Genomic DNA, 25,970 nt, shown 5'->3' on the forward strand with positions numbered 1-25,970 from the left:
CGCTATTTCATTCAATCCCTCTGGCGGCAAGCGCCAGAGATAAATAAAATTGAACCGCTATTTTCGAGGCGTGCTCTAAGCTCGCGCTTCACCACAGTCACAGTCACCAGGTTTTCTTTCCATGGCTCAATACGTCTTCACCATGCATCGGCTGAGCAAAGTTGTGCCGCCGAAGCGGGAAATTCTCAAAAATATCTCCCTGTCGTTTTTCCCTGGCGCCAAAATCGGCGTGCTTGGCTTGAACGGTTCGGGTAAGTCGACACTGTTGAAAATCATGGCGGGTGTTGATCCCGAGTTCGACGGTGAAGCTCGGCCAATGCCGGAACTCAACATCGGTTATCTGCCGCAAGAGCCACAGCTGGACCCGACCAAGACCGTGCGTGAAGTGGTCGAGGAAGCGGTCAGTGTGATCAAGAATGCGCAGGCGCGCCTTGATCAGGTGTATGCAGAATACGCCGAGCCGGATGCTGACTTCGACAAGCTGGCCGCTGAACAGGCCAAGCTTGAGTCGATCCTGCAGGCCAGCGACGGTCACAACCTTGAGCGCCAACTGGAAGTCGCCGCCGATGCGCTGCGTCTGCCTGCCTGGGATGCGAAGATCGAGGTCCTGTCCGGTGGTGAAAAGCGTCGTGTGGCCTTGTGCCGGTTGCTGCTGTCGGCCCCTGACATGCTACTGCTCGACGAACCGACTAACCACCTGGACGCCGATTCCGTCGCCTGGCTGGAGCATTTCCTCCACGACTTCCCAGGCACTGTGGTTGCGATCACGCACGACCGGTACTTCCTGGATAACGTCGCCGGCTGGATTCTCGAACTCGACCGCGGCGCGGGCATTCCGTACGAGGGCAACTATTCGGGCTGGCTTGAAGCCAAGTCCGATCGTCTGGCCCAGGAATCCAAGCAGCAGACGGCCCATGAAAAGGCCATGAAAGACGAGCTGGAATGGGTTCGTAAAGGTGCCAAGGCGCGTCAATCGAAATCCAAGGCTCGTCTGCAACGCTTTGAAGAAATGCAATCGCAGGAATTTCAGAAGCGCAGCGAGACCAACGAAATCTACATCCCGGCCGGCCCGCGTTTGGGCGACAAGGTCATCGAATTCAAGAACGTTTCCAAGGGTTACGGCGATCGCGTACTGATCGACAACTTGTCATTCTCCATGCCTAAAGGCGCGATCGTCGGCGTAATCGGTGGTAACGGTGCCGGTAAGTCGACCTTGTTCCGCATGCTGATGGGCAAGGAACAACCGGACTCCGGCACTATTGAAGTCGGTGAAACCGTACAACTGGCTTGCGTGGATCAGAGCCGCGACGACCTGGACGGCAGCAAATCGGTGTTCCAGGCAGTTTCTGATGGTTCCGATGTGATCCGCATCGGCAACTATGAGATTCCATCGCGCACGTATGTGGGGCGTTTCAACTTCAAAGGGGGCGATCAGCAGAAGTTCGTCAAGGACCTCTCCGGTGGTGAACGGGGTCGCTTGCACCTGGCATTGACGCTCAAAGAGGGCGCCAACGTGCTGCTGCTCGACGAACCGTCAAACGACCTCGACGTGGAAACCCTGCGTTCGCTGGAAGAAGCCTTGCTCGACTTCCCGGGCGCCGCGATTGTGATCTCTCACGATCGGTGGTTCCTGGACCGGGTAGCGACGCACATCCTCGCGTACGAAGATGACTCGCAAGCCGTGTTCTTTGAAGGTAACTACACCGAGTACGAAGCCGACCGCAAAAAACGCCTCGGCGAAGCATCTGCCCAGCCGCACCGGGTTCGTCACAAGAAACTGGCGTGATGAAAAAAACGGAGCCTTCGGCTCCGTTTTTTATTGGAATTATCTTGCTTGCGAAGGAGTCCTCTCCGACAAATCGAGTTGCCTGCGAAGAATTCAGCACGGTGTATCTTTAGACATCCGCCTCAATCCCAATAACCTCAATCAACTGATCCCCCGCCGGGCGCTTCCACAGCACCTCGTCGCCCAGCTGCGCGCCCAATAAAGCCCGGCCCAGTGGTGAACCCCAATTGATCAAGCCGCTGGCCGCATCGGCCTGGTCCTCACCCACCAACTGGACCCGCTGCTCAGCGCCGTTTTCATCAGAGAACGTTACCCAGCTGCCGATGTGCACCTTTTCGGTCGAGAGGGCCGGTGAGACCACTTGCGCACTGTGCAGGCGTTGATTGAAGTAGCGCAGATCGCGCTCGATGTCGGCCTGACGCTGCTTGTCGGCCTGATCGCCCAAGGCCGATTGTTCGCTGTACTGGGCCTGCAACTCGGCCACGTGCGTCTGTAACTGAGCGAGGCCGTGGGCGGTGACATAGTTGGGTTGCTCGCTGACCCGTCGCTCTACGGGTTGGTTGGCTTGTGCGGCGGCTTGATCTTCATTGACGAAAGCGCGGCTCATTGCTTTCTCCCTGTATGGGGTTTTATCGCTAAGACTGTGGGATTTATCCGCGAGTGCGTCCGCCAAGGCGCTAAAAATCAATAGTGATACCACTTCATCTCGAGCATCACTTCGTTGACCGGCGAAGCCAGTTGGCTGTACTCGCGTTGGGCACTCAGACGCAGACCGAGGTTGCGCGACAGTTCCCATTGTTGGTTCAGGCTAATGCTGCGCCGAACTTCGCCATTGGTGAAGTAATCTCCCTTGGCTTCCAGGCTCAGGTTGCCTAACGGATTACGCCACAGCAGGCCGGTGTTGAAACCCGCAGCAGGCGACACGACCGCCGCGAAGTCTTCGTTGTGTTCTATGCGCACGGTGCCCAGCGCGAAACCGAGCATATCGTCGGTCAGTTGCCAAGTGCCGCCTGCGCCGCCGTTGACGTGACTGACCAGGGTTTCATCGCCATGCTTGCCCAGCACCCGTTCCAGCCCACTTGAGACTTGCCAGGACCAGGGCTGGAGCAGGGCGTTGCGTGGGGTCAGCGAGCGAATGGTGGCCAGATCAAACTGTTGCACCTGCCAATGATTACCTTCGTATTGACGCAATTTTAGTTGGAGAATCTCGATCTGTGCGCCCAGCGGAAAGCCGTAGGCGTTGTCGTTCAGGTCGTGATACGCCATGCGCAGACCATATTCGACGAAGGTTTTGCCATCACGGCTGCCTGCGCCCAATTGCCAGGTGCGCGATTCGTGGCCGTCCTCTGGCACGCCGGGGCGTTCGATTTCCAGTGGCGGTGGCGGGTTCTGGCTAATGGCACGCAGCAGTTCGAAACTGCGCTGCGAGCGTTCCGTGTCTCGTTCCAGGCCGTTGGCGCGATAGCGTTCGAGGCGGTAGGCGGCGTCCTGAATCAGCGCGCGGCGGTCTTTGGGCAGGGCCAGGTAATCGCTATTTTGCAGCTGTTTCTGGTCTGCGCTGACCTTCAGCACCCATTGCTGCTCATCACTATCAAGCGGCGCAGCGCGGCTAAGCAACTCACGTTCGCGGGAAGGTCGATAGTCGGTTTTCTCCACCAGGCCTGCGTCTTTTACGGCGCGCACGGTGTCGGTCGGGATCGCGGTCAGCGGGAAAAGCTTGGTCAGGTTCAGCCCGGGCCGTGCGACTTGCAGCAGCTCCAGCAAGCGATACGAGCAGTTTTCGTCGAAGAAGAAATAGCCGAAGCGAATCTGCTTGAGCTCCCAGACATGCTCGACCATCCGCCCGGTTTCTTCGGGGGTCAGATTCAGCCGGTACTCCCACAGATCACGGTTCTCCAGACTGCGGTATTCGGAAAGCTTTTCCTGGTAGGGCACCAGTGCGAACAGGCCAGGATAGCCACCCATCAAGCCTTTCCACGCATACAGAATGCTGTTGTCCATGCCTTCGATGTACGCGCCGAAGTTGATCGCATAGCTGAGCAGGGCCGTGTGATTGGTCTGCACGTCCGCTTGGTCTATGCGCAGCAGCGTGTGCCCGAACATGGATGACGGGCTATTCAAATAGGCGGCGGGAAAGATCAGCACGGCGCTGTCGGGGGCTACGTCCTTGAACCACTGCTTGAATTCCTTGCAGTCCACGGCGGGCAGGTCGGTCAGGTGCAGTTGTTCACGCAGCCAACGGGTCCGTGCCGGGTAAACACATTGGGCATGGCTGTTTTGAGCGCGTGCATCGGTGCCGCTGGTGGGCGCATAAATCGCATCGAGCGTGGCGCTTAGCTCCGCTGCCGGATCATGGGCACCGTTTGCGGCGAGAAAAAACGTGGGGTCGTCAACATAGCTGCGCCAGCCGCCTAGTTTGCCCGTTTCATAGTGGCCGAGGGATATCCAGAATTGCGTATTCGCCAGTTGCTGCAAGCGATTGTTGTCGATATGCGGCGCGGCATACAGCGGGGCGCAGACACAGAGCGCCACATAGGCAAGGCGTTTGAGCATAGAGGGCAACTAGTCAGGAGTCAGCAGTCAGGGCGGTCAACAATCGCGATCGCAAGCAGAGACCTGCCCCCTGGCGCGGGGGCAGGCGATCCGAGCTTAAGCCTGAGTCGCGTACTTCGCCAGAAGAGGGTCGTTTTTCAACACGGCGAGGGTGTTGGTGTGGACATCCTCAGCGGTTGCATCCGCTTTGCTGAAGATTTGCTGGAAGTGCTCGTGGGTGACTGCGGCGAAATGCGCACGGTCTTGCGGTGCAACGCCCAACACGACCGCGTACGTGGTCAGCGCTTCACCCTGGCCCACGGCCATGTCTTTGGACAGCTCGTCCATCATGCCATTCATGGCAATCCAGGATTTGCCGCCGTAGGTCAACGCAGCGTTGGTGGAACAGCCATTTGTACCGGAGGTCATGCCAAAGGTGGCGTTACCCGATGTGCCGTTGGTGGTGGACGCCAGGAAGTGGGCTGGCGTTCCGCGCTGGCCTTCGAACAGCATGTTGCCCCAGCCGCAATCCGGGCCACCTGGCGCTTGGGCCACGGCGTTGAGGGATGCGAGGGTGAAAAGAGTACCAAGAAGAATCCGTTTCATAGCTTTATTCTCTTTTTTTTAAACAACCAAGGATCAGGATTCCTGGCCAATCATTGCGCCAGGGTGAGCCAGATTTGTTATGGCTGGCCGCGCACGTTGGAGTTTAGGCAGGATCCAAGGGTTCCGTGACTTATTGCAAATAGCTATCTAGCGGACGACTTTTCTCGTCTTAAGAAGCATGAGGGGTTACGTGCAAAACATTCGGCTTCAGCACGCCTTGCCAGCCGGGTGCAGCGAGCGCCAGAATGCCGTTATCTGCCCCGCGTGATCTAAGGATGTCCGATGCCCGATCCTGTTGCTGCCAGCCTGCGTCTTGCGCCTGAAGCGCTGACACGTCCTTTTTCCGCTGAACAGTTTAGCTTCACGACGACAAATGATCTGGAACCCTTTCGTGGTGTGCTCGGCCAGGAGCGAGCAGTCGAAGCCTTGCAGTTTGGCGTGGCCATGCCGCGCCCTGGTTACAACGTATTTGTGATGGGTGAGCCCGGTACGGGCCGCTTCTCCTTCGTCAAGCGCTACCTCAAGGCCGAAGGCAAGCGCATGCAAACCCCGTCCGACTGGGTTTACGTCAACAATTTCGATGAGCCCCGCGAGCCACGTGCACTGGAGTTGCCACCTGGCAGTGCGGGCGCGTTCATTACCGATATCAACGGCCTGATCGATAACCTGCTGGCGACCTTCCCGGCGGTGTTCGAACACCCGTCGTACCAACAGAAAAAAAGCGCCATCGACCGCGCTTTCAATCAACGTTATGACCGCGCACTGGACGTTATCGAGCGTTTGGCGCTGGAAAAGGAAGTCGCCCTGTACCGCGACAGTACCAACATTGCCTTTACGCCGATGAGCGAAGGCAAGGCGCTGGACGAGGCCGAGTTTTCCCAGCTGCCTGAAGTTGATCGCGAGCGCTTTCACACCGATATTGCCGGCCTGGAAGAGCGCCTCAACGAGGAACTGGCCAGCTTGCCGCAATGGAAGCGTGAATCCAGCAACCAGATGCGTCAGCTGAATGAAGAGACCATCACGCTGACCTTGCAGCCTTTGTTGGCCCCGTTGTCCGAGAAGTACGACGAGAACGCCGGGGTCTGCGCTTACCTGCAAGGGGTGCAGGTCTACCTGCTGAAAACCGTGGTCGAGCAGTTGGTCGACGACAGCAAAACCGACGCCGAGGCGCGCAAGCTGCTCGAAGAACAATACTGCCCGAGCCTGGTGGTCGACCACCCGGTCAATTCGGGTGCGCCGGTGGTGTTCGAACCCCATCCAACCTACGACAACCTGTTTGGCCGCATCGAATACAGCACCGACCAAGGCGCGCTGTACACCACCTATCGGCAATTGCGCCCTGGTGCGCTGCATCGGGCCAACGGCGGCTTTCTGGTGCTCGAAGCTGAAAAAATGCTCAGCGAGCCGTTTGTTTGGGATGCGCTAAAACGCGCCCTGCAATCTCGCAAGTTGAAGATGGAGTCGCCACTGGGCGAGTTGGGTCGTCTGGCGACAGTGACCTTGACCCCGCAAGTGATCCCGCTGCAGGTCAAAGTCATCATCATCGGCGCGCGCTCGCTGTACTACGCGCTGCAAGACGCCGATCCGGACTTCCAGGAGATGTTCCGGGTACTGGTGGATTTCGACGAAGACATCCCGATGGTCGACGAGACACTGGAGCAGTTCGCCCAGTTGCTCAAAACCCGCACTTCCGAAGAAGGCATGGCGCCGTTGACTGCTGACGCCGTGGCGCGTCTGGCGACCTACAGCGCTCGCTTGGCTGAACACCAGGGCCGGTTATCGGCGCGTATCGGTGACTTGTTCCAATTGGTCAGCGAGGCGGACTTCATTCGCCAACTGGCCAGTGACGACAAGACCGATGTCGGGCATATCGAACGCGCGCTCAAAGCCAAGGCCACCCGCACAGGCCGGGTGTCGGCGCGGATTCTCGATGACATGCTCGCGGGCATCATTCTGATCGACACCGCCGGTGCCGCCGTGGGCAAGTGCAACGGGCTGACAGTGCTTGAAGTCGGCGACTCGGCGTTTGGTGTGCCGGCGCGTATTTCGGCAACGGTTTATCCCGGCGGCAGCGGTATCGTCGATATCGAACGCGAGGTCAATCTGGGGCAGCCGATTCACTCCAAGGGCGTGATGATTCTCACCGGCTATCTGGGCAGCCGTTACGCGCAGGAATTCCCGCTGGCGATTTCCGCGAGTATCGCTCTGGAGCAATCCTACGGTTATGTGGATGGTGACAGTGCGTCACTGGGCGAAGCCTGCACCTTGATTTCGGCACTGTCGAAAACGCCGCTCAAGCAGTGTTTCGCCATTACCGGCTCGATCAATCAGTTTGGTGAAGTGCAGGCGGTGGGCGGGGTCAACGAGAAAATCGAGGGCTTCTTCCGTCTATGTGAGGCGCGCGGTTTGACCGGCGAGCAGGGCGCAATCATTCCGCAGGCCAACGTGGCCACCCTGATGCTCGACGAGCGCGTGTTGCAAGCCGTCCGTGCCGGGCTGTTCCATGTGTATGCGGTGCGTCAGGCCGACGAGGCCCTGAGCCTATTGGTCGGCGAGCCCGCCGGTGCACCAGACGAAGACGGTCAATTCCCCGAAGGCAGTGTCAATGCCCGCGTGGTTGAGCGCTTGCGGGACATCGCCGAGATGCTCAGCGATGACGAGCTCAAGGAGCTGGGCAAAGAACCGTTGCCGTTGCCGCCGGAACTCAAGGCCTTGGCAATAAAAGTGAAATGAAAGGGCAGGGCGCCAGTATGGTGACATGACCATTCGGCGCCCGATCACTCTTGGGGCTTTTCGAATCCGGCTTTTCTTCTATTCTGGTCACATACCACAGTTGTCAAAAGGACTGACGCGCCTCTTCAGCGGTTTTGGGGGGCGAACACTGTAGCTATCGAGGAGCTCGCCATGTCGCGCAGCCTCTGTCTTACCCGCCAATGCCTGGGTCTGGTCACCCGTATTGAATGTGTGATTCGCCCCCTCTCTGGAGATAACGGTATGTGGACGTTACTGTTCGCAGCCGGTATGTCTGACGAACAACCCTCTGCACTTAAGGCTCAAGGGCCTTTCCATGGGCCACTGGCCGCCGAATCAGTGTTGATGGCTATCGCCGAAAGCCTTGCGCTGCATGGCTATCAGGTGGCCGAAGATGTCCCCATTTGGCAGTTACACCTGCAAGGCGAATTGCGCCGTATAAACGGTGACAGCTCGCGTTGTCAGCGAACCCTCCAGTTTTGAGTTCGCAGCGTTAAGGCGGTTTTTACTCGTTCTCATCCGGTGTCGCTGCAGTGGTCTGGTCAGGTTTTCCAGGCTAGCGGCGCTTGGTTGGTCGAGTTTGATCGTTAAGGTATGAAGGTTTTTTGAGGACCGGCGGTTTGTCCGGCCATTACCCTCGTCTGAGAGAAAATGGACGGGCGGCGTCGTTCCCCTATTGTTATTTCGCCATCCTGTACAAGACTTATAATTCCGACTCATCGGTACAGCCATGACAAGGTCTTCTCATGAATCTTCAGGAACTGGCCGCTTACGCCCATGCTGGCCGCGTGGATGAATTGAATCTGATCTCTATGGAAGGTGGCATCTATTTGCTGGAGGCGCGCTTGCAGGGCGTGTCATACCCGCTCAATGATGTGAACGGCAAAACCTTGCACCTGCGCTCTGTGGAGCACGCACGGGATCTGCTACACGCCTTGCCAAAGATGCCGTTCCATCTGGTGCATGCGGTGGTTCACGATGAAATGTGCGGTTTGCGCGATGTCGATGAACAATCCCTGCGTGTACCGATCTCTTTCCACTCCGCGTGGTAACACCTGCGGGTAGGGCGTGATTGTTCATCTGTGCTAGGCTGCTCGGCCTTTTGGTTCGGGCGTCTTTAGACGAGCCGTGGATGTGCTTTGCGGTGCACCCATGCGCGGTCTTTTCCGGGCGTCCCTCAGCGGAGCAGTGTTATGTCCGAAGTTAATCTGTCCACCGACGAAACCCGCGTCAGCTACGGTATTGGCCGTCAGTTGGGTGACCAGCTGCGTGATAACCCGCCGCCGGGCATCAGTCTGGACTCGATCCTGGCTGGCCTGACGGATGCCTTCCACGGTAAAGAAAGCCGTGTAGGTCAGGAAGAATTGTCTGCCAGCTTCAAAGTCATCCGCGAAATCATGCAGGCACAAGCAGCAGCCAAGGCTGAAGAAGCAGCTGGCGCTGGTTTGGCTTACCTGGCTGAGAACGCCAAGCGTGAAGGCGTTACAACGTTGGCTTCGGGCCTGCAGTTCGAAATCCTGAACGCGGGTGAAGGCGCCAAGCCGTCGCGTGAAGATCAGGTTCGTACTCATTACCACGGCACGCTGATCGACGGCACTGTGTTCGACAGCTCTTACGATCGCGGTGAACCTGCTGAATTTCCGGTTGGCGGTGTGATCGCCGGCTGGACTGAAGCCCTGCAACTGATGAACGCCGGCAGCAAATGGCGTCTGCACGTTCCGAGCGAATTGGCTTACGGCGCACAAGGCGTCGGTGGCATTCCTCCGCACAGCGTTCTGGTATTTGACGTCGAGCTGTTGGACGTTCTGTAACCGTCGCTTGATAAGCAGATGATTGCTGAACGAATCGTCCTGATTCGTTCAGCAATGTTGGGGAGGCGCACGGTAGTCAGCCCCATGCTCAGTGCAGCTCCTCTGCCGCAGGGCGCAGCGCCCGGGCATAGCAAAACAGAAACAGATTACGCACCGTTTCCTTCAGCACACCGGGTTCAGTAGAACTCAGGTCTGTGACATCCAGATCCCCTTGATCACGTAACTCGCCCAATGCGTCCTCCCCCAGCACCGCACAGACTTCTCCGGTTTCACGGTGAAGAATTCGCAAGTAGGGGTGTGGGCGGTCCAGCCATGCATCGATCAAATAAGTCATGTCTCATCTCCTTATTGGTTTAGATGAGAATAATTCTTATTCGTATAATAGCAAGGGACTATTGGTAATTTGTTTGGAGTGGGGTGCAGGGGTGTCAGGGAGGCAGTCTTCGCAGCGTCCCGCTGCGAAGCGTTTGACGCGGTCTATCAGTGAGTACGCGCGACTGCGAATTCACTCAGCTCGACCAACGCATCGCGGTATTCGCTCGCTGGCAGCACTTCAAGGCAGGCAATGGCCTTGGCGACGTAATCACGGGCCAGCTGTGCGGTGTAATCCAGGGCACCGGCGTTTTCGACGGCTTCGCGAATGCGTTCCAGGTCTTCCAGGCCGCCTTTCTGGATAGCCTGGCGTACCAGCGCCGCCTGTTCGGGCGTGCCTTCGCGCATGGCATAGATCAGGGGCAGGGTAGGTTTGCCTTCTGCCAGATCGTCACCCACGTTTTTGCCAAGGGTTTCGGCATCACCGCGATAGTCCAGCAGATCGTCGACTAACTGGAAGGCCACACCCAGGTGGTCGCCAAACGTGCGCAGGGCTTCACTTTGCTCATGGGTGGCGCCGCATAAGGCCGCAGCGCTGTGAGTCGAGGCTTCGAACAGCATGGCTGTCTTGCCGCGAATCACTTCCATGTAGGTTTCTTCAGTGGTGCTGGCGTCGCGAATCTTCGACAGTTGCAGCACTTCGCCTTCTGCAATGACGCGAGTGGCCTTGGAGAGGATTTTCATCACCGGCATCGAGCCCAGTTCGACCATCATCTCGAAAGAGCGCGAGTACAGGAAGTCACCGACCAATACGCTGGGCGCGTTGCCCCACAAGGCGTTGGCAGTGGAGCGGCCACGGCGCATCCCGGACATGTCCACCACGTCGTCGTGGAGCAGGGTGGCGGTGTGCAGGAACTCTATGGTTGCCGCCAGCAGACGCACGTCATCGCCTTCGCGACCCAGTGCTTTGCCACACAGCAATACCAATAAAGGACGCAAGCGTTTGCCGCCGGCCGAGGTGATGTAGTCGCCGATTTTCGACACCAACGGCACGCGGGAAGCCAGCTGCTTTTTGATAATGACGTCAACGGCACTAAAGTCGTCCGCCACCGCGCGGTAGAATGCTTGGGGTTGCATCAGCGACAGGCGCTCCAAAAGGGTTGCGCGGCATGCTAGGTCGAGGGCCTTGGCCTGTCAAGGCATGACGTTTCGGTACTTGCATCGCTTTTGCGCCTTGCGTACAATCGCGCACCCTAACTTTCCTGGGCAGCACCTGCCTTACGCAATTGCAACGGGCCGTTCCAGCCCCACGCAGCCATGCCAGCCGATACTCTACTTATAAAGAGCTGGGTGAGCAGGATTAACGGAGAAATACCATGTACGCAGTAATTGTTACCGGTGGCAAGCAGTACAAAGTCGCCCCGGGCGAATACCTCAAGATCGAAAAGCTCGAAATCGCTACCGGCGAATCCGTGACTTTTGATCGTGTTTTGTTGATCGGCGACGGCGAAGAGCTCAGCATCGGCGCTCCTGTCGTTGTAGGCGCAACTGTTGTTGCTGAAGTGATCTCCCAAGGTCGCCACGATAAAATCCGCATCATCAAGTTCCGTCGTCGTAAGCACCACATGAAGCGTATGGGCCACCGCCAGTGGTACACCGAGATCAAAATCACCGGTATTCAGGCTTAATTCAGCCTAATCCACTATTTGGAGTATTGAACTCATGGCACACAAAAAAGCTGGTGGTAGTACCCGTAACGGTCGTGACTCAGAGGCCAAGCGCCTTGGCGTCAAGATGTATGGCGGCCAGGCAATCATTCCGGGCAACATCATCGTGCGTCAGCGCGGCACCCAATTCCACGCTGGCTACGGCGTAGGCATGGGTAAAGATCACACCCTGTTCGCGAAAGTGGAAGGCGTGATCAAGTTCCAGGTTAAAGGCGCCTTCGGTCGTCGTTACGTAAGCATCGTTCCGAAGACTGCAGCTGCAGTAGTCGTCGCGGCATAATTACGTAGTTGCTGGAAAAGCCCTGTCTTGCGACGGGGCTTTTTTGTTTGTAGATGTAGGTGAGTCTCTCGCAAAACTGTTTGTGCGGGCTGTTGTGATGTGGACCCTTGGGGTCGCTGGTTTCTGATCGGTATCGCAACGCTCATTTTTGCAAGAGTCTTATGTCTTTGTGTTATTCAGCTCGTCCCTGTGGCGGGAGGCGTGCGTTATGAAGTTTGTTGATGAAGTTTCGATTCGAGTAAAAGCGGGTGATGGTGGCAACGGTTGCATGAGCTTCCGTCGCGAAAAATTCATCGAAAACGGCGGCCCTAACGGCGGTGATGGTGGTGATGGCGGCTCGATCTACATGATCGCCGACGAAAACCTCAACACCCTGGTCGACTACCGTTACACCCGTCACTTTGACGCTGAGCGCGGTTCCAACGGCGGCAGCGCAGACTGCACCGGTAAGAAAGGCGAAGAGATGGTGCTGCGTGTGCCGGTCGGCACCACAGTGATCGATGCTGCGACCCAGGAAATCATCGGCGACCTGACCAAAGCTGGCCAGCGTTTGCTGGTGGCGAGTGGCGGCTGGCACGGTCTGGGCAATACGCGTTTCAAATCCAGTACCAATCGGGCGCCGCGCCAGACTTCGCCGGGTAAATTCGGTGATCAGCGTGATTTGAAGCTGGAATTGAAGGTGCTGGCGGACGTCGGTTTGCTGGGCCTGCCAAACGCGGGCAAAAGTACCTTTATCCGTTCCGTGTCCGCGGCCAAGCCGAAAGTGGCGGATTATCCGTTCACCACGCTGATTCCGAACCTGGGTGTGGTCAGCGTCGATCGCTGGAAAAGCTTCGTGGTGGCCGATATTCCAGGCTTGATCGAAGGCGCTTCCGATGGCGCGGGTCTGGGGATTCGTTTCCTCAAGCACTTGGCGCGTACGCGTTTGCTGTTGCACCTCGTCGATATGGCGCCGCTGGATGAAACCAGCGCACCGGACGCGGCTGAAGTCATCGTCAACGAGTTGATCAAGTTCAGCCCATCACTGGCTGATCGTGATCGCTGGCTGGTGCTGAACAAGTGTGACCAGATCCTCGAAGAAGAGCATGAGGAGCGGGTCAAGGAAATCGTGGATCGTTTGGAGTGGACCGGTCCGGTCTACGTTATTTCCGCGATCTCCAAGCAAGGCACCGAGCAGCTTAGCCGCGACATCATGCGTTACCTCGAAGAGCGTAACCTGCGTATCGCCGAAGACCCGGCTTTCGCCCGGGAACTGGCCGAGTTGGATCAGAGCATCGAAGACGAGGCGCGTGCGCAGTTGCAAGCGCTGGACGATCAGCGTGCTCTGCGCCGCAGCGGCGTGAAGAGCGTGCATGATGCCGAAGAAGATGTTTGGGGCGATGATGAAGAGGACGATGAAGATGGTCCGGAAATCATTTACGTCCGTGACTGATCGGGTGCAGTAAACTAAACGCCGCTTAATAGCGGCGTTTTAGTTTCTAGGATTTGTATTAACCAAAATTCTCTGGCTAAGGTTGGAAGATGATGCGCAGCAAAGTGACGGGTGCCCAGCGCTGGGTCGTGAAAATCGGCAGTGCCCTGCTGACCGCTGATGGCAAGGGGCTGGATCGGGCGGCAATGGGTGTCTGGGTCGAGCAAATGGTGGCGTTGCACGAGGCGGGCGTCGAACTGGTACTGGTTTCTTCCGGGGCTGTCGCTGCCGGCATGAGCCGTTTGGGCTGGACGGCTCGACCCACGGCCATGCACGAGTTGCAGGCTGCTGCTGCGATTGGCCAGATGGGCCTGGTGCAGGCGTGGGAGTCGAGCTTCGCCGAGCATGGGCGTCATACCGCGCAGATCCTGTTGACCCATGACGACCTGTCTGACCGCAAACGCTATCTGAACGCACGCAGCACCTTGCGCACCTTGGTCGAGCTGGGAGTGGTCCCGGTGATCAACGAAAACGACACGGTTGTTACCGACGAGATCCGTTTCGGTGACAACGATACGTTGGCGGCGCTGGTGGCGAACCTGGTCGAGGCGGATCTGTTGGTGATCCTCACTGATCGCGATGGCATGTTTGATGCTGATCCGCGTAACAACCCTGATGCGAAACTGATCCACGAAGCGCGTGCCGACGATCCGGCGCTGGATGCTGTTGCGGGCAGTACTGGTGGCGCGCTGGGGCGCGGCGGCATGCAAACCAAGCTGCGCGCGGCGCGTCTGGCGGCTCGTTCCGGGGCGCATACCGTGATCGTCGGTGGGCGTATCGAACGCGTACTGGCGCGGCTTAAAGCGGGCGAACAGTTGGGTACGCTGCTGTCGCCCGAGCGAGAAATGCTGGCGGCGCGCAAACAATGGCTTGCCGGGCATCTGCAAACGCGCGGCACCCTGGTGCTCGATGCGGGTGCGGTGATCGCTCTGGCCCAAGGCAACAAGAGCTTGCTGCCGGTTGGTGTCAAGCTGGTGCAAGGCAGCTTCCGTCGCGGTGAGATGGTGGTGTGCGTTGCGCCGGACGGTCGCGAGATCGCCCGTGGCTTGACTAACTACAGTGCGCTGGAAGCACAAAAAATCATTGGTCAATCATCCGAAGCCATCGTCCGTGTATTGGGCTATATGGCTGAGCCGGAGCTGGTGCATCGGGATAATCTGATTCTGGTTTGAGCGACTGTGACCCAGGCACTATTAATGAGCGGGAAGGTTTGATGCGAATTATAAAAGGAGTTTTGGGCGTGCTGTTGGCGCTGCCGTTATGGGTTTCTGCCGAAGAGATCGGTCAGGTGTCGACAGTGTTCAAGTTTGTCGGGCCCAATGATCGGATCGTGGTCGAGGCGTTCGATGATCCGAAAGTCGAAGGTGTGACGTGCTACCTGTCTCGCGCCAAGACGGGAGGGCTGAAGGGTGGTCTGGGCCTGGCTGAAGATCGCGCCGAAGCGTCCATCGCTTGTCGCCAAGTGGGGGCGATCCGCTTTCAGGAGCCGTTGAGAGATGGTGAGGTGGTATTCAAAGAGCGCACCTCGCTCATATTCAAAACCATGCAAGTGGTTCGCTTCCTCGACAAAAAGCGTAATACGCTGGTGTATTTGGTCTACAGCGACCGAATCATCGAAGGCAGCCCGCAGAATGCGGTGACGGCTATTCCGATTTTGCCATGGGTGCATCCCGCGCCTTGATCTGATGTTGCGAGCGATGCGTGCTGGCATAGGGTTGATTCAGTTATGCCGTGCCAAATTCTTCGCAGGCAAGCCTGCTCCCACAGTTGAGGTGCGGTGTTCTTGCGTCCTGTGGGAGATGCCGCCGCGTCTTCGACGCTGCGCTGTCGCGCAGCAAACGGGGTCCTTGTAATTGAATGGACTCGCCCAAGCCGAAGGCTGCGATAGGCCGGGGTCGCGGGCGACCGGCACGACCTTTAGCTATCCAGAGTTTACGACTGCTACGGTCGGACGCGACCCCGGACCGATTCGCAGCCTCCGGCAGCTACAGGGGATCAGTGTTTTTGCTGAAAATGTAATGACATTTATATTTTATTTTTCAATTGGTTATCTGTTGTTTGATAGGGGTCAACTTGTTGGCGAGGCGGCTGACCAAGTACAGCGCACAAGACTCTCGCCAACAAGACTGCGCGTCCCGGTTGCTCCTGCAGGGGTTTTCCTGCTCAGTAGGGGGCGAATTCATTCGCGAAGGCGTCAGGCCCTCATCCCATGCCAGCTCAAATCGCAGGCAATAAAAAACCGACCCTGGGGTCGGTTTTTTAACAAGCTTTTCGCTTATGCAGCTACAGCAAGGTTCAACGCCTTGACGTGGCCGTTCAGGCGACTCTTATGACGAGCAGCCTTGTTCTTGTGGATGATGCCTTTATCGGCCATACGGTCGATGATTGGCACAGCCAGAACATAAGCAGCTTGCGCTTTTTCAGCGTCTTTTGCGTCAATGGCTTTAACTACATTCTTGATGTAGGTACGAACCATGGAACGCATGCTGGCGTTGTGGCTGCGACGCTTCTCAGCCTGTTTTGCACGTTTTTTGGCGGAAGGTGTGTTGGCCACCGTCGAGCTCCTCGAAAGACTTGTGAAATAGCAAACAAATAAGGCCGCGAATCATGCCGACGAGTTGATGTCTTGTCAAGGGCGGATGATGCGCCCCGCTGAATGGTCCAAGTATATCGCCGGAATATTTATTTCCAGCGTACGACCTGTAAACTCGCGGGCTTTGGCTCTGTGCTGCTGCGGCGCGGAGTATCGCATAAACGGGCAGCTTTATGGCCCGTCCTTTAGCTAAGGCGCAAAACTCTTTCAATGAACCTACTTCGATCATTAGCCGCCGTCAGCTCTATTACGATGCTTTCCCGTGTATTGGGCTTTGTGCGGGACACGATTATTGCGCGCGCTTTTGGTGCCGGAATGGCGACAGATGCCTTTTTCATCGCCTTCAAACTGCCTAACCTGCTGCGTCGGATCTTCGCTGAAGGGGCTTTTTCTCAAGCCTTCGTGCCGATCCTGGCCGAATATAAAAGCCAGCGGGGCGAGGAGGCGGCGCGCACGCTCATTGCCTACGTCAGCGGCTTGCTGACCCTGGTGTTGGCGCTGGTCACGCTGCTGGGGATCGTAGCGGCCCCCTGGGTGATCTGGATAACCGCCCCCGGCTTCGCCGACACACCGGAAAAATTCGAGCTCACCACTAATCTGTTGCGGGTGACCTTTCCTTATATATTGCTGATCTCCCTGTCATCGCTCGCGGGGGCGATCCTTAACACCTGGAATCGCTTCTCGGTGCCGGCCTTCGTGCCGACCCTGCTTAACGTTGCCATGATCGGCTTCGCCTTGTTTCTGACACCGTATTTCCATCCCCCGGTCATGGTTTTGGGATGGGCGGTGCTGGCGGGTGGGTTGTTGCAGTTGCTGTATCAACTGCCGCACCTGAAAAAAATCGGCATGTTGGTCCTGCCGCGTCTGAATCTGCGCGACAGCGGGGTCTGGCGGGTGATGAAGCAGATGTTGCCGGCAATTCTCGGTGTTTCCGTTAGTCAGATTTCTCTGATCATCAACACGATTTTTGCCTCGTATCTGGTCGCCGGTTCAGTGTCGTGGATGTACTACGCCGACCGCTTGATGGAATTGCCTTCCGGGGTGCTCGGTGTGGCGCTGGGCACCATCTTGCTGCCGATCCTGTCGAAAACCTATGCCAGCAAGGATCGCCACGAATATTCTCGGATTCTCGATTGGGGCCTGCGTTTGTGCTTTGTGCTGGTGCTTCCGTGCACCCTGGCGCTGGGGATTCTGGCCGAGCCGCTGACGGTTTCGCTGTTCCAGTACGGCAAATTCGATGCATTGGACGCCGCCATGACTCAGCGTGCCTTGATCGCGTACTCGGTGGGGCTGCTGGGGATTATCGTGATCAAGGTGCTGGCGCCAGGGTTTTATGCGCAACAAAATATTCGCACCCCAGTGAAAATCGCGATTTTCACCCTGATCGTTACTCAGCTGCTCAACCTGGCGTTCATTGGCCCGCTGGCGCACGCCGGGCTTGCGCTGGCGATCAGCGTGGGTGCCTGCATCAATGCCGGGTTGCTGTTCTGGCAGTTACGCAAGCAGGAGCTATTTCAACCACAGCCGGGCTGGACGAAGTTTTTGTTCAAGTTGATCGTCGCGGTGTTGTTGATGTCCGGTGTGCTACTTGGGCTGATGCACTTCATGCCAGCATGGGACGAAGGGCACATGCTTGATCGTTTTATTCGTCTGGGCGCGCTGGTGGCGGCGGGTGTCGCGGTCTATTTCGGCACGTTGTTGCTACTTGGCTTTCGCCTGAAAGATTTTGCTCGCAAGGCAATTATGTAGGCGCAGAGAGACGGGGCAATCGTCGGTTTTCCGGGTTGAAGGTAGGCTGCTTGCGTTTTGCCTCGGACTGTTGCCTGTCGTCCACGGCCGTGTGTGGTTATAATCGGCCACTTTATGAGCAAGAAGCGCGTTATGCAGCTGGTTCGAGGCCTCCACAATCTGCGCCCCCAGCATCGGGGCTGTGTCGCCACTATTGGCAACTTTGACGGTGTTCACCGTGGCCACCAGGCTATTCTGGCGCGCTTGCGTGAGCGAGCGGTCGAGTTGGGCGTGCCCAGCTGCGTGGTGATTTTTGAACCACAGCCGCGTGAGTTCTTTGCCCCTGATACCGCGCCAGCGCGCCTGACACGTTTGCGTGACAAGCTCGAACTGTTGGCGGGTGAGGGCGTCGACCTGGTGTTATGCCTGGCCTTCAACCAGCGCCTGAGGAAACTCAGTGCCGCCGAGTTCGTCGACACCATTCTGGTCGATGGCCTGGGTGTACAGCATCTGGAAGTCGGCGACGATTTCCGTTTTGGCTGTGATCGTCTCGGCGATTTCGATTTTCTGCAGCAAGCAGGTGTGACCCAAGGGTTCACCGTAGAAGCTGCGCAGACCGTTGAGATAGATGGGGTGCGGGTCAGCAGTACCAAGGTCCGTAATGCCTTGGCTGCGGCGGATTTCGTCTTGGCCGAACGTTTTCTGGGTCGTCCGTTCCAGATTGCCGGACGGGTCTTGCACGGCCAGAAACTGGCTCGGCAGTTGGGTACGCCCACCGCCAATGTGCAGCTCAAACGTTGTCGCGTGCCATTGACCGGGGTTTATCTGGTCAGCACGGAAATTGATGGCAAAACATGGCCGGGTGTCGCCAATATCGGTGTGCGTCCGACCGTGGCAGGTGATGGCAGTGCCCACCTGGAAATACATATTCTGGATTTTACCGGTGATCTCTATGGCCGGCGTTTGACGGTGGCTTTCCACCACAAGCTGCGTGATGAGCAGCGTTTCGCCTCCCTGGAGGCGCTGAAGACGGCGATCAATGCGGATGTCGCCGCCGCCCGTGCCCATTGGCGCCAGTAAAGTAGCGCTAATCGCTAATTAAGAGCCTTAAATGACCGACTATAAAGCCACGCTAAACCTTCCGGACACCGCCTTCCCAATGAAGGCCGGCCTGCCCCAGCGCGAGCCGCAAACTCTGCAGCGCTGGGACAGCATTGGCCTGTACCAGAAGCTGCGTGAAATTGGCAAGGATCGTCCAAAGTTCGTTCTGCACGACGGTCCTCCGTACGCCAACGGCAATATTCACATCGGTCACGCCGTAAACAAAATTCTCAAGGACATGATCATCCGCTCGAAAACCCTTTCGGGCTTCGATGCGCCTTATGTTCCGGGTTGGGACTGCCACGGCCTGCCCATCGAGCACAAAATCGAAGTGACCCACGGCAAGAACCTGACCGCGGACAAGACCCGTGAGCTGTGCCGTGCCTACGCTGCCGAGCAGATTGAAGGGCAAAAAGCCGAATTCATCCGGCTTGGCGTGCTGGGCGACTGGAGCAACCCTTACCGCACCATGGATTTTGCCAACGAAGCCGGGGAAATCCGCGCGCTGGCTGAAATGGTCAAGGGCGGTTTCGTGTTCAAGGGTTTGAAACCGGTCAACTGGTGTTTCGACTGTGGCTCGGCCCTGGCTGAAGCTGAAGTCGAATACGCCGACAAAAAATCCCCAACCATCGACGTAGCGTTCCCGATCGCTGATGAAGCGAAGCTGGCGGCGGCGTTCGGCCTGGCTGAGCTGAGCAAACCGACCTCCATCGTGATCTGGACCACGACACCGTGGACCATCCCGGCCAACCAGGCGCTGAACGTCCACCCGGAGTTCACCTACGCGCTGGTCGATGTCGGCGACAAACTGCTGCTGCTGGCCGAAGAACTGGTCGAGTCCTGTCTTGCGCGTTACAACCTGCAAGGTTCAGTGATCGCCACCGCTCAAGGCGAGGCGCTGGAGCTGATCAACTTCCGTCACCCGTTCTATGATCGCCTGTCGCCGGTGTACCTGGCTGACTACGTCGAACTGAGTGCCGGTACCGGTGTGGTCCATTGCTCGCCCGCTTATGGCGTCGATGACTTTGTGATCAGCAAAAGCTACGGTTTGACCAATGACGACATCATCAGCCCGGTGCAGAGCAACGGTGTGTATGTCGATTCGCTGGAGTTCTTCGGTGGCCAGTTCATCTTCAAGGCCAACCAGAACATCGTCGACAAGCTGGCGGAAGTCGGCAGCCTGTTGCATACCGAAATCATCAGCCACAGCTATATGCACTGCTGGCGTCACAAAACACCGCTGATCTACCGCGCCACCGCGCAGTGGTTCGTCGGCATGGACAAGCAGCCGGTCACGGGCGCCACCTTGCGTGAACGCGCCGTCAAGGCGATTGAAGAGACCGCGTTCATCCCGGCCTGGGGTCAGGCGCGTCTGCATTCGATGATCGCCAACCGTCCAGACTGGTGCATCTCGCGTCAGCGCAACTGGGGTGTGCCGATCCCGTTCTTCCTGAACAAGGAAAGCGGCGAGCTGCACCCGCGCACGGTCGAGCTGATGGAAGAAGTTGCCCAGCGCGTCGAACAGGAAGGCATCGAAGCCTGGTTCAAAATGGACGCGTCCGAGTTGCTCGGTGACGAAGCGTCGAAGTACGACAAGATCTCCGACACCCTGGATGTCTGGTTCGACTCCGGCACCACGCACTGGCACGTACTGCGCGGTTCTCATCCGATGGGCCATGAAACCGGCCCGCGCGCAGACCTGTACCTGGAAGGTTCGGATCAACACCGTGGCTGGTTCCATTCGTCACTGTTGACCGGCTGTGCCATCGACAACCATGCGCCGTACCGCGAATTGCTGACCCACGGCTTTGTCGTCGACGAGAACGGTCGCAAGATGTCCAAGTCGCTGAACAATGTCATCGCGCCACAAAAGGTCAACGACTCCCTGGGCGCCGATATCATGCGTCTGTGGGTGTCAGCCACCGATTACTCGGGCGAAATGGCAGTTTCCGACCAGATCCTGCAACGCAGCGCGGACGCCTACCGGCGTATCCGTAACACCGCACGCTTCCTGCTTTCCAACCTGACCGGCTTCAACCCGGCCACCGACATCCTGCCTGCCGAAGAAATGCTGGCGCTGGACCGTTGGGCGGTTGACCGTGCTTCGCTGCTGCAACACGAGCTGCAAGAGCACTACGGCGAGTACCGGTTCTGGAACGTCTACTCCAAGGTGCACAACTTCTGCGTGCAGGAGCTGGGCGGTTTCTACCTGGACATCATCAAGGATCGCCAATACACCACGGCGGCCGACAGCACTGCGCGTCGCTCTTGCCAGACGGCGCTGTTCCACATCTCCGAAGCGCTGGTGCGCTGGATCGCTCCGATCCTGGCCTTCACGGCCGACGAGCTGTGGCAATACCTGCCGGGCGAGCGCAATGAATCGGTGATGCTCAACACCTGGTACGAAGGCCTCAGCGAATTGCCGGAAGGCTTCGAGCTGGACCGCGCCTACTGGGAGCGGATCATGGCGGTCAAAGTCGCGGTCAACAAAGAGATGGAAAACCTGCGTGCAGCCAAGGCCATCGGTGGCAACCTGCAAGCAGAAGTCACTCTGTACGCTGAAGAGTCACTGGCGGCCGACCTGTCTAAACTGAGCAACGAACTGCGCTTCGTGCTGATCACCTCCACGGCCACCGTCGCGCCTTTGCTCGATGCTCCAGCCGATGCAGTGGTCACCGACGTCAGCGGTCTGAAGCTCAAAGTGGTCAAGTCCGGGCATCCGAAGTGCGCCCGTTGCTGGCATCACCGCGAGGACGTTGGGGTTGATCCTGAACATCCGGAAATCTGCGGTCGTTGCGTCGACAACATCAGCGGCAAGGGCGAGGTACGCCACTATGCCTAATGCGGCAAGCCGTATCGGCCGTCTGAGCTGGCTCTGTTTGAGCGTGCTGGTACTGGTCATTGACCAGGCCAGCAAGTTTTATTTCGAGCATGGGCTGACCTTGTATCAGCAAATTGTGGTGATCCCGGATTACTTCAGCTGGACCCTGGCCTACAACACCGGCGCTGCATTCAGCTTCCTGGCTGACAGCTCCGGCTGGCAACGCTGGCTGTTCGCGCTGATCGCGGTGGTGGTCAGTTCGGTGCTGGTGGTCTGGCTCAAACGCCTGGGCCGCGGCGAAACCTGGTTGGCCATCGCGCTTGCATTGGTATTGGGGGGCGCCCTTGGCAACCTGTATGACCGCATCGTGCTGGGTCATGTGATCGATTTCATTTTGGTGCACTGGCAGAACCGCTGGTATTTCCCAGCGTTCAACGTTGCTGACAGTGCGATTACCGTCGGCGCAATCATGTTGGCGCTGGATATGTTCAAAAGTAAAAAGTCCGGAGAACCCGTTCATGACTGAGCAGTTATTGGTTGAGCAACGCATCGGCCAGAACACGGAAGTCACCTTGCATTTCGCCCTGCGCCTGGAGAACGGCGACACCGTCGACAGCACGTTCGACAAGGCGCCTGCGACCTTCAAGGTTGGCGATGGCAACTTGTTGCCGGGTTTCGAAATGGCATTGTTCGGCTTCAAGGCGGGCGACAAACGCACCGTCGAAGTATTGCCGGAAAACGCGTTCGGTCAGCCCAACCCGCAAAACGTGCAGATCATCCCGCGTTCGCAGTTCCAGGACATGGAACTGTCTGAAGGTCTGTTGGTGATCTTCAACGATGCGGCCAATACTGAGCTGCCGGGCGTGGTCAAAGCGTTCGACGACGCTCAAGTGACCATCGACTTCAATCATCCGTTGGCAGGCAAGACGCTGAGTTTCGAAGTGGAAATCTTCGAGGTCAAAGCGCTCTGATTCTTTAGAGCCCAACCGTGTGCCCGGCTTAGGTCGGGCCGGTTGAACGTCCTGTTTTCCTGCGCGTAGACACGAGGCACAGCATGCAAATCAAACTCGCCAACCCCCGCGGCTTCTGCGCTGGAGTGGACCGTGCGATCGAAATCGTCAATCGTGCCCTTGAAGTGTTTGGCCCGCCGATTTACGTGCGCCATGAAGTGGTTCACAACAAATTCGTCGTCGAAGACTTGCGCGCCCGTGGTGCGATCTTCGTCGAAGAGCTGGATCAGGTGCCTGACGACGTTATCGTGATTTTCAGCGCTCACGGCGTGTCTCAGGCTGTGCGCACCGAGGCCACGGGCCGTGGCTTGAAAGTGTTCGACGCAACGTGCCCATTGGTGACCAAGGTGCATATCGAAGTTGCGCGCTACAGCCGTGACGGTCGCGAGTGCATCCTGATCGGCCATGCCGGCCACCCGGAAGTTGAAGGCACCATGGGCCAGTACGACGTCAGCAATGGCGGCGCGATTTACCTGGTCGAGGACGAAGAAGACGTCGCCAACCTGCAGGTGCGCAACCCGCAGAGCCTGGCGTTCGTGACCCAGACGACGTTGTCCATGGACGACACAGGTCGCGTCATTGATGCCCTGCGCACACGCTTCCCGAGCATTGGCGGTCCGCGCAAGGACGACATCTGCTACGCCACGCAAAACCGCCAGGATGCAGTCAAGCAGTTGGCTGATGAGTGCGACGTGGTCTTGGTGGTCGGCAGCCCGAACAGCTCCAACTCCAACCGCCTGCGTGAGCTGGCGGAACGCATGTCCACCCCGGCCTACCTGATCGACGGCGCCGAAGACCTGCAGCGCAGCTGGTTCGATGGCGTCGAGCGCATCGGCATTACTGCAGGTGCCTCGGCCCCGGAAGTATTGGTGCGCGGCGTGATTCAGCAGTTACAGGCCTGGGGTGCAACCGGCGCTGACGAACTGGCTGGCCGTGAAGAGAACGTCACGTTCTCGATGCCCAAGGAACTGCGGGTGAAGTCGTTGCTTTGAGGCTTACACCGGGCGGCAAAGCGTGTTCTCGGCTTTATCGTTTCTGAGACTGACCCGCCCGGTTTTCGACAGCACCACCTGATAGTCACTGGCGGATTGTTCTGTATCGCAAATGTGGAGAGTGCCCGCAAAAAAGCCGCCACTGGCATGCAGGGGTGTTCCCAGGCCGTTGAAACGCACGAAACGTTTCACCGTCCTGTTACCGACAATCGTGACTTTGCCACTGCTCGCCCGTTCCACCAGCACCGGATTACGCTCGTCTCCTGCGCCCTCGCCGTTGTGGTCGACAATCATCCTCCAGCCCAAACTCCAGTCATCGTCTATCGCGTGAATCAACACCACCTGATTACGCATGATCGCTTCAGTGCGCGCTGAACGAATGCCACTGGCCAATTGGCGGGCTGCGTCATCACGACGCTGGGCTTCAATCAATTGGGTAAACCCCGGAATCGCGAACTGGGCGACAATGGCGATCAGCGTTATACCGACCAATAGTTGAACGAGACCAAAACCTCGTTGTTTCATTGAGGTCTCCTTCCTGGAAGTTGAGTGCCGAACGGGTTGTTAGAAGACACCCAATACGCCATCGCGCCAAGGGTTTCGCACTGATTGAATTGTTAATCACTGTGTCGGTAGGGGCGGTGGGGAATAGTTACAAATCAGCGCGCTCACGAGCCCCCGTACATCGTCAACATCGGCTTCACTAGTCTGGACGTATTGGTCTGGATGGAGCCTGTTGATGCTTGATGGAAAAAAATATTCCCAAACCGGGATGACGTTGATCGAGGTGCTGATCTCGGTTCTCATTCTTGCAATCGGCCTGCTCGGCGCGGCGGCGATTCAGCTCAATGCACTGAAGTACACCGACAGCGCGGCCCTGAACAGTCACGCCAGCTTCATCGCCTACGACATGATGGACCGCATACGCGCCAATCCGGACGCGGACTACACACTGACCTCCCTGAATAATGCGCCGACGGTTGGCAATCTCACCGTACCGCGCGATCAAGACCTCTTCGACTTCGCCACCCATGTCACCGACTTTGCGGGCACAGGCGCGGCCGCTGCCATTGTAGTAGCCATGCGCGCGGTCACGATAACCATTACCTGGAATGACTCCCGTGCGGCTAATGCCGCGGGCAGTTTGCAGACGTTCACGTTGAAGAGTCGTGTCGCAATAGATCCGCTGGTGGCCTTATGAAAAACCGTTCAAAAGGCTTTGGACTGATAGAGATCATGTTGGCGATGACGCTGGGGCTGGTCATCACGTTGGCCCTCATCCAACTGCTCACCAGCGCCAAGAACACCTATGTCAGCCAGGATGCATCCGCCAGCATGCAAGAGGATGGGCGATTCGTACTCAGTAAAATGATTCAGGAAATCCGCATGGTCGGCATGTTCGGCTGCCTGGCGACGGTGAAGGATTCCAGCGCCACGGGCGACTTTATGGCCGCCCAACGTACGCCGGTCTATTGGGACAGTCATGCGCAGAAATTGACGTTGATGACGGCTGACGTGGGTATTGGTGGCGGCACACCGACGTGGGTTGTGCATTCTGACTGCGCGTCATCCGCCACCGCCTATTCCGGTCGAAATGCCCCAGGCCCCGCAATCGGTGAGCAGGCGTTCCCCATCCGCAAGGTCGAATACACCTACAGCAGTCGCAACAGCGAGATAGTGCTAGGGCCTCTGGTGCTGATCAATAACGTCAGTGCGTTCGATGTGCTTTTCGGTGTTGCCAGCACCGCCTCGGATACCGCCGTTTCACGGTATACCGCCAACCCTGAAGACCCCACGCTTATCCGAAGCATTCGCCTGTCCATGACGTTAACGGACCCGACCAGCAGGGTAAAAAGCCAGACATTCAATGTCGTCGCAGCGCTGCGTAACCGGCTCGGGTAGGGGAGGTCAGCATGAAAGCGATTGGGGACGGTCAGGGGCTCGCAGGTCTACAGCGTGGGATGGTGTTGTTGATCAGTTTGGTTTTTTTATTGTTGCTGACGCTGATCGGCCTGTCATCTATGCAGAATGCGACGCTTCAGGAAAAAATGGCGGGTAGCGTGAAGCTGCGCAATGAATCTTTTCAGTTTGCGGAAGCTGCCTTACGGATAGGTGAGTCCGCCGTGCAAATGCCGGATTACTCATCGTCGACCTGCTCGACAGTCCCCACCTGCGCACCTCCAGGGGAGGCGATCAATGTGACGGCAGCCGGTCCGCACGTGGCGTCAGGCGTGACGTGGGTAGCCGTCAGTGGCGGTTTTTATGCCGTACAACATTTCGCCACAACAACGAGCCCCGTCAATGTGATACCCGTGGTTGGGGCGCAAGAGCCTGAGCGATGGACGTTGTACCGCATCACGGGAGTGGGTGTGCAGGGTGGTTCGCGGACGGTGCTGGAGAGTGTCTATGGTGTTAACCGTCGAATCATGTGGCGGCAAATACAGTGAAG

Annotated in this window: 27 protein-coding genes; 20 read left to right on the forward strand and 7 right to left on the reverse strand. The window is 57.7% G+C overall.

The window, feature by feature from the left end; genetic code table 11:
- Positions 1 to 121: 121 nt before the first annotated feature.
- Positions 122 to 1,786 (forward strand): energy-dependent translational throttle protein EttA, encoded by a 1,665-nt coding sequence (gene ettA / locus AC1ME2_RS17415; RefSeq protein WP_480435534.1) that lies wholly within the window; start codon positions 122 to 124, stop codon positions 1,784 to 1,786.
- A 109-nt stretch (positions 1,787 to 1,895) separates the two neighbouring features.
- Here the strand turns inward: ettA and AC1ME2_RS17420 are convergent, their stop codons facing one another.
- From AC1ME2_RS17420 to AC1ME2_RS17430, 3 genes are all read right to left on the reverse strand, one after another.
- Positions 1,896 to 2,393 carry a GreA/GreB family elongation factor gene (locus AC1ME2_RS17420; protein ID WP_480435535.1) on the reverse strand — a complete coding sequence of 166 codons (498 nt, stop codon included), beginning with the start codon at positions 2,391 to 2,393 and terminating at the stop codon, positions 1,896 to 1,898.
- A 77-nt stretch (positions 2,394 to 2,470) separates the two neighbouring features.
- Entirely contained in the window at positions 2,471 to 4,339 is a 1,869-nt protein-coding gene (locus AC1ME2_RS17425; RefSeq protein WP_480435536.1) for an Lnb N-terminal periplasmic domain-containing protein, read from the reverse strand.
- 96 nt (positions 4,340 to 4,435) lie between these two features.
- On the reverse strand, positions 4,436 to 4,924 hold the full coding sequence (locus AC1ME2_RS17430) for a DUF3015 domain-containing protein (protein WP_480435537.1): 489 nt from the start codon (positions 4,922 to 4,924) through the stop codon (positions 4,436 to 4,438).
- A 282-nt stretch (positions 4,925 to 5,206) separates the two neighbouring features.
- Here AC1ME2_RS17430 and AC1ME2_RS17435 point away from each other — a divergent pair, with 282 nt between their 5' ends.
- The 4 genes from AC1ME2_RS17435 to bamJ all read left to right on the forward strand — a co-directional run bounded on the left by AC1ME2_RS17435 (position 5,207) and on the right by bamJ (position 9,486).
- On the forward strand, positions 5,207 to 7,657 hold the full coding sequence (locus tag AC1ME2_RS17435) for a Lon protease family protein (protein ID WP_480435539.1): 2,451 nt from the start codon (positions 5,207 to 5,209) through the stop codon (positions 7,655 to 7,657).
- 171 nt (positions 7,658 to 7,828) lie between these two features.
- Complete coding sequence (locus tag AC1ME2_RS17440) at positions 7,829 to 8,158, forward strand: PA4575 family protein (protein WP_480435540.1); 330 nt, start codon at positions 7,829 to 7,831, stop codon at positions 8,156 to 8,158.
- A gap of 263 nt (positions 8,159 to 8,421) precedes the next feature.
- Positions 8,422 to 8,727: a DUF6482 family protein gene (locus AC1ME2_RS17445; RefSeq protein WP_480435541.1), complete on the forward strand. Its 306-nt coding sequence runs from the start codon at positions 8,422 to 8,424 to the stop codon at positions 8,725 to 8,727.
- 141 nt (positions 8,728 to 8,868) lie between these two features.
- Positions 8,869 to 9,486, forward strand: a complete 618-nt coding sequence (gene bamJ / locus AC1ME2_RS17450) for a BamJ family beta-barrel-assembly machinery protein (RefSeq protein ID WP_480435542.1) — start codon at positions 8,869 to 8,871, stop codon at positions 9,484 to 9,486.
- Between the two features lie 88 nt (positions 9,487 to 9,574).
- Here bamJ and AC1ME2_RS17455 read toward each other — a convergent pair whose 3' ends face one another.
- Both AC1ME2_RS17455 and AC1ME2_RS17460 read right to left on the reverse strand, forming a co-directional pair.
- The gene (locus tag AC1ME2_RS17455; RefSeq protein WP_480435543.1) at positions 9,575 to 9,820 is read right to left on the reverse strand and encodes a PA4570 family protein; all 246 of its coding nucleotides are present in this window, start codon (positions 9,818 to 9,820) and stop codon (positions 9,575 to 9,577) included.
- Positions 9,821 to 9,966: 146 nt separating this feature from the next.
- Positions 9,967 to 10,935 carry a polyprenyl synthetase family protein gene (locus tag AC1ME2_RS17460; RefSeq protein WP_480435544.1) on the reverse strand — a complete coding sequence of 323 codons (969 nt, stop codon included), beginning with the start codon at positions 10,933 to 10,935 and terminating at the stop codon, positions 9,967 to 9,969.
- A 239-nt stretch (positions 10,936 to 11,174) separates the two neighbouring features.
- Between AC1ME2_RS17460 and rplU the strand changes: the two genes are divergently transcribed.
- From rplU to AC1ME2_RS17485, 5 genes are all read left to right on the forward strand, one after another.
- Positions 11,175 to 11,486 carry a 50S ribosomal protein L21 gene (rplU, locus tag AC1ME2_RS17465; protein WP_297836649.1) on the forward strand — a complete coding sequence of 104 codons (312 nt, stop codon included), beginning with the start codon at positions 11,175 to 11,177 and terminating at the stop codon, positions 11,484 to 11,486.
- Positions 11,487 to 11,520: 34 nt separating this feature from the next.
- Positions 11,521 to 11,805, forward strand: a complete 285-nt coding sequence (gene rpmA / locus AC1ME2_RS17470; protein ID WP_297836646.1) for a 50S ribosomal protein L27 — start codon at positions 11,521 to 11,523, stop codon at positions 11,803 to 11,805.
- 208 nt (positions 11,806 to 12,013) lie between these two features.
- Complete coding sequence (gene cgtA / locus AC1ME2_RS17475) at positions 12,014 to 13,237, forward strand: Obg family GTPase CgtA (protein ID WP_480435546.1); 1,224 nt, start codon at positions 12,014 to 12,016, stop codon at positions 13,235 to 13,237.
- A 92-nt stretch (positions 13,238 to 13,329) separates the two neighbouring features.
- Positions 13,330 to 14,448 carry a glutamate 5-kinase gene (gene proB, locus AC1ME2_RS17480; RefSeq protein WP_480442185.1) on the forward strand — a complete coding sequence of 373 codons (1,119 nt, stop codon included), beginning with the start codon at positions 13,330 to 13,332 and terminating at the stop codon, positions 14,446 to 14,448.
- Between the two features lie 41 nt (positions 14,449 to 14,489).
- On the forward strand, positions 14,490 to 14,957 hold the full coding sequence (locus tag AC1ME2_RS17485) for a CreA family protein (protein ID WP_480435547.1): 468 nt from the start codon (positions 14,490 to 14,492) through the stop codon (positions 14,955 to 14,957).
- Positions 14,958 to 15,551: 594 nt separating this feature from the next.
- Here AC1ME2_RS17485 and rpsT read toward each other — a convergent pair.
- Positions 15,552 to 15,830 (reverse strand): 30S ribosomal protein S20, encoded by a 279-nt coding sequence (rpsT, locus tag AC1ME2_RS17490; protein ID WP_219062599.1) that lies wholly within the window; start codon positions 15,828 to 15,830, stop codon positions 15,552 to 15,554.
- A 249-nt stretch (positions 15,831 to 16,079) separates the two neighbouring features.
- Between rpsT and murJ the strand changes: the two genes are divergently transcribed.
- The 6 genes from murJ to ispH all read left to right on the forward strand — a co-directional run bounded on the left by murJ (position 16,080) and on the right by ispH (position 23,521).
- A complete protein-coding gene (murJ, locus tag AC1ME2_RS17495; protein ID WP_480435548.1) occupies positions 16,080 to 17,618 on the forward strand; it encodes a murein biosynthesis integral membrane protein MurJ in 1,539 nt (512 codons plus the stop codon).
- 132 nt (positions 17,619 to 17,750) lie between these two features.
- Positions 17,751 to 18,677: a bifunctional riboflavin kinase/FAD synthetase gene (ribF, locus tag AC1ME2_RS17500; protein WP_480435549.1), complete on the forward strand. Its 927-nt coding sequence runs from the start codon at positions 17,751 to 17,753 to the stop codon at positions 18,675 to 18,677.
- Positions 18,678 to 18,708: 31 nt separating this feature from the next.
- Positions 18,709 to 21,540: an isoleucine--tRNA ligase gene (gene ileS, locus AC1ME2_RS17505; protein WP_480435550.1), complete on the forward strand. Its 2,832-nt coding sequence runs from the start codon at positions 18,709 to 18,711 to the stop codon at positions 21,538 to 21,540.
- Positions 21,533 to 22,045, forward strand: a complete 513-nt coding sequence (lspA, locus tag AC1ME2_RS17510; protein ID WP_480435551.1) for a signal peptidase II — start codon at positions 21,533 to 21,535, stop codon at positions 22,043 to 22,045. Before ileS ends, lspA begins: the two co-directional genes overlap by 8 nt.
- On the forward strand, positions 22,038 to 22,490 hold the full coding sequence (locus tag AC1ME2_RS17515; RefSeq protein WP_480435552.1) for an FKBP-type peptidyl-prolyl cis-trans isomerase: 453 nt from the start codon (positions 22,038 to 22,040) through the stop codon (positions 22,488 to 22,490). Before lspA ends, AC1ME2_RS17515 begins: the two co-directional genes overlap by 8 nt.
- An 83-nt stretch (positions 22,491 to 22,573) precedes the next feature.
- Positions 22,574 to 23,521 (forward strand): 4-hydroxy-3-methylbut-2-enyl diphosphate reductase, encoded by a 948-nt coding sequence (gene ispH / locus AC1ME2_RS17520; RefSeq protein WP_480435553.1) that lies wholly within the window; start codon positions 22,574 to 22,576, stop codon positions 23,519 to 23,521.
- 3 nt (positions 23,522 to 23,524) lie between these two features.
- Here ispH and AC1ME2_RS17525 read toward each other — a convergent pair whose 3' ends face one another.
- On the reverse strand, positions 23,525 to 24,046 hold the full coding sequence (locus AC1ME2_RS17525; RefSeq protein ID WP_480435554.1) for a GspH/FimT family pseudopilin: 522 nt from the start codon (positions 24,044 to 24,046) through the stop codon (positions 23,525 to 23,527).
- A gap of 20 nt (positions 24,047 to 24,066) precedes the next feature.
- Between AC1ME2_RS17525 and AC1ME2_RS17530 the strand changes: the two genes are divergently transcribed.
- From AC1ME2_RS17530 to AC1ME2_RS17545, 4 genes are read left to right on the forward strand one after another with little or no spacing between them, the layout of a single operon-like run.
- Complete coding sequence (locus AC1ME2_RS17530; protein ID WP_480435555.1) at positions 24,067 to 24,228, forward strand: prepilin-type N-terminal cleavage/methylation domain-containing protein; 162 nt, start codon at positions 24,067 to 24,069, stop codon at positions 24,226 to 24,228.
- 32 nt (positions 24,229 to 24,260) lie between these two features.
- The gene (gene pilV / locus AC1ME2_RS17535; protein WP_480435556.1) at positions 24,261 to 24,722 is read left to right on the forward strand and encodes a type IV pilus modification protein PilV; all 462 of its coding nucleotides are present in this window, start codon (positions 24,261 to 24,263) and stop codon (positions 24,720 to 24,722) included.
- Entirely contained in the window at positions 24,719 to 25,423 is a 705-nt protein-coding gene (locus AC1ME2_RS17540) for a PilW family protein (RefSeq protein WP_480435557.1), read from the forward strand. Before pilV ends, AC1ME2_RS17540 begins: the two co-directional genes overlap by 4 nt.
- 11 nt (positions 25,424 to 25,434) lie before the next feature.
- Entirely contained in the window at positions 25,435 to 25,968 is a 534-nt protein-coding gene (locus tag AC1ME2_RS17545) for a pilus assembly PilX family protein (protein ID WP_480435558.1), read from the forward strand.
- Positions 25,969 to 25,970 lie beyond the last annotated feature (2 nt).

The organism is Pseudomonas sp. ASL9, from assembly GCF_056680335.1.

Excerpts from the sequence above, each read along its gene's own strand:
- rplU (WP_297836649.1), top strand. The coding sequence starts at position 11,175 with ATGTACGCAGTAATTGTTACCGGTGGCAAGCAGTACAAAGTCGCCCCG.
- AC1ME2_RS17440 (WP_480435540.1), top strand. The coding sequence starts at position 7,829 with ATGTCGCGCAGCCTCTGTCTTACCCGCCAATGCCTGGGTCTGGTCACC.
- AC1ME2_RS17525 (WP_480435554.1), bottom strand. The coding sequence starts at position 24,046 with ATGAAACAACGAGGTTTTGGTCTCGTTCAACTATTGGTCGGTATAACG.
- ileS (WP_480435550.1), top strand. The coding sequence starts at position 18,709 with ATGACCGACTATAAAGCCACGCTAAACCTTCCGGACACCGCCTTCCCA.
- AC1ME2_RS17545 (WP_480435558.1), top strand. The coding sequence starts at position 25,435 with ATGAAAGCGATTGGGGACGGTCAGGGGCTCGCAGGTCTACAGCGTGGG.
- AC1ME2_RS17425 (WP_480435536.1), bottom strand. The coding sequence starts at position 4,339 with ATGCTCAAACGCCTTGCCTATGTGGCGCTCTGTGTCTGCGCCCCGCTG.
- proB (WP_480442185.1), top strand. The coding sequence starts at position 13,330 with ATGCGCAGCAAAGTGACGGGTGCCCAGCGCTGGGTCGTGAAAATCGGC.
- AC1ME2_RS17430 (WP_480435537.1), bottom strand. The coding sequence starts at position 4,924 with ATGAAACGGATTCTTCTTGGTACTCTTTTCACCCTCGCATCCCTCAAC.
- AC1ME2_RS17540 (WP_480435557.1), top strand. The coding sequence starts at position 24,719 with ATGAAAAACCGTTCAAAAGGCTTTGGACTGATAGAGATCATGTTGGCG.
- AC1ME2_RS17515 (WP_480435552.1), top strand. The coding sequence starts at position 22,038 with ATGACTGAGCAGTTATTGGTTGAGCAACGCATCGGCCAGAACACGGAA.
- bamJ (WP_480435542.1), top strand. The coding sequence starts at position 8,869 with ATGTCCGAAGTTAATCTGTCCACCGACGAAACCCGCGTCAGCTACGGT.
- lspA (WP_480435551.1), top strand. The coding sequence starts at position 21,533 with ATGCCTAATGCGGCAAGCCGTATCGGCCGTCTGAGCTGGCTCTGTTTG.
- AC1ME2_RS17460 (WP_480435544.1), bottom strand. The coding sequence starts at position 10,935 with ATGCAACCCCAAGCATTCTACCGCGCGGTGGCGGACGACTTTAGTGCC.
- ettA (WP_480435534.1), top strand. The coding sequence starts at position 122 with ATGGCTCAATACGTCTTCACCATGCATCGGCTGAGCAAAGTTGTGCCG.
- cgtA (WP_480435546.1), top strand. The coding sequence starts at position 12,014 with ATGAAGTTTGTTGATGAAGTTTCGATTCGAGTAAAAGCGGGTGATGGT.
- AC1ME2_RS17420 (WP_480435535.1), bottom strand. The coding sequence starts at position 2,393 with ATGAGCCGCGCTTTCGTCAATGAAGATCAAGCCGCCGCACAAGCCAAC.
- AC1ME2_RS17445 (WP_480435541.1), top strand. The coding sequence starts at position 8,422 with ATGAATCTTCAGGAACTGGCCGCTTACGCCCATGCTGGCCGCGTGGAT.
- AC1ME2_RS17485 (WP_480435547.1), top strand. The coding sequence starts at position 14,490 with ATGCGAATTATAAAAGGAGTTTTGGGCGTGCTGTTGGCGCTGCCGTTA.
- pilV (WP_480435556.1), top strand. The coding sequence starts at position 24,261 with ATGCTTGATGGAAAAAAATATTCCCAAACCGGGATGACGTTGATCGAG.
- murJ (WP_480435548.1), top strand. The coding sequence starts at position 16,080 with ATGAACCTACTTCGATCATTAGCCGCCGTCAGCTCTATTACGATGCTT.
- AC1ME2_RS17455 (WP_480435543.1), bottom strand. The coding sequence starts at position 9,820 with ATGACTTATTTGATCGATGCATGGCTGGACCGCCCACACCCCTACTTG.
- ribF (WP_480435549.1), top strand. The coding sequence starts at position 17,751 with ATGCAGCTGGTTCGAGGCCTCCACAATCTGCGCCCCCAGCATCGGGGC.
- ispH (WP_480435553.1), top strand. The coding sequence starts at position 22,574 with ATGCAAATCAAACTCGCCAACCCCCGCGGCTTCTGCGCTGGAGTGGAC.
- rpmA (WP_297836646.1), top strand. The coding sequence starts at position 11,521 with ATGGCACACAAAAAAGCTGGTGGTAGTACCCGTAACGGTCGTGACTCA.
- AC1ME2_RS17435 (WP_480435539.1), top strand. The coding sequence starts at position 5,207 with ATGCCCGATCCTGTTGCTGCCAGCCTGCGTCTTGCGCCTGAAGCGCTG.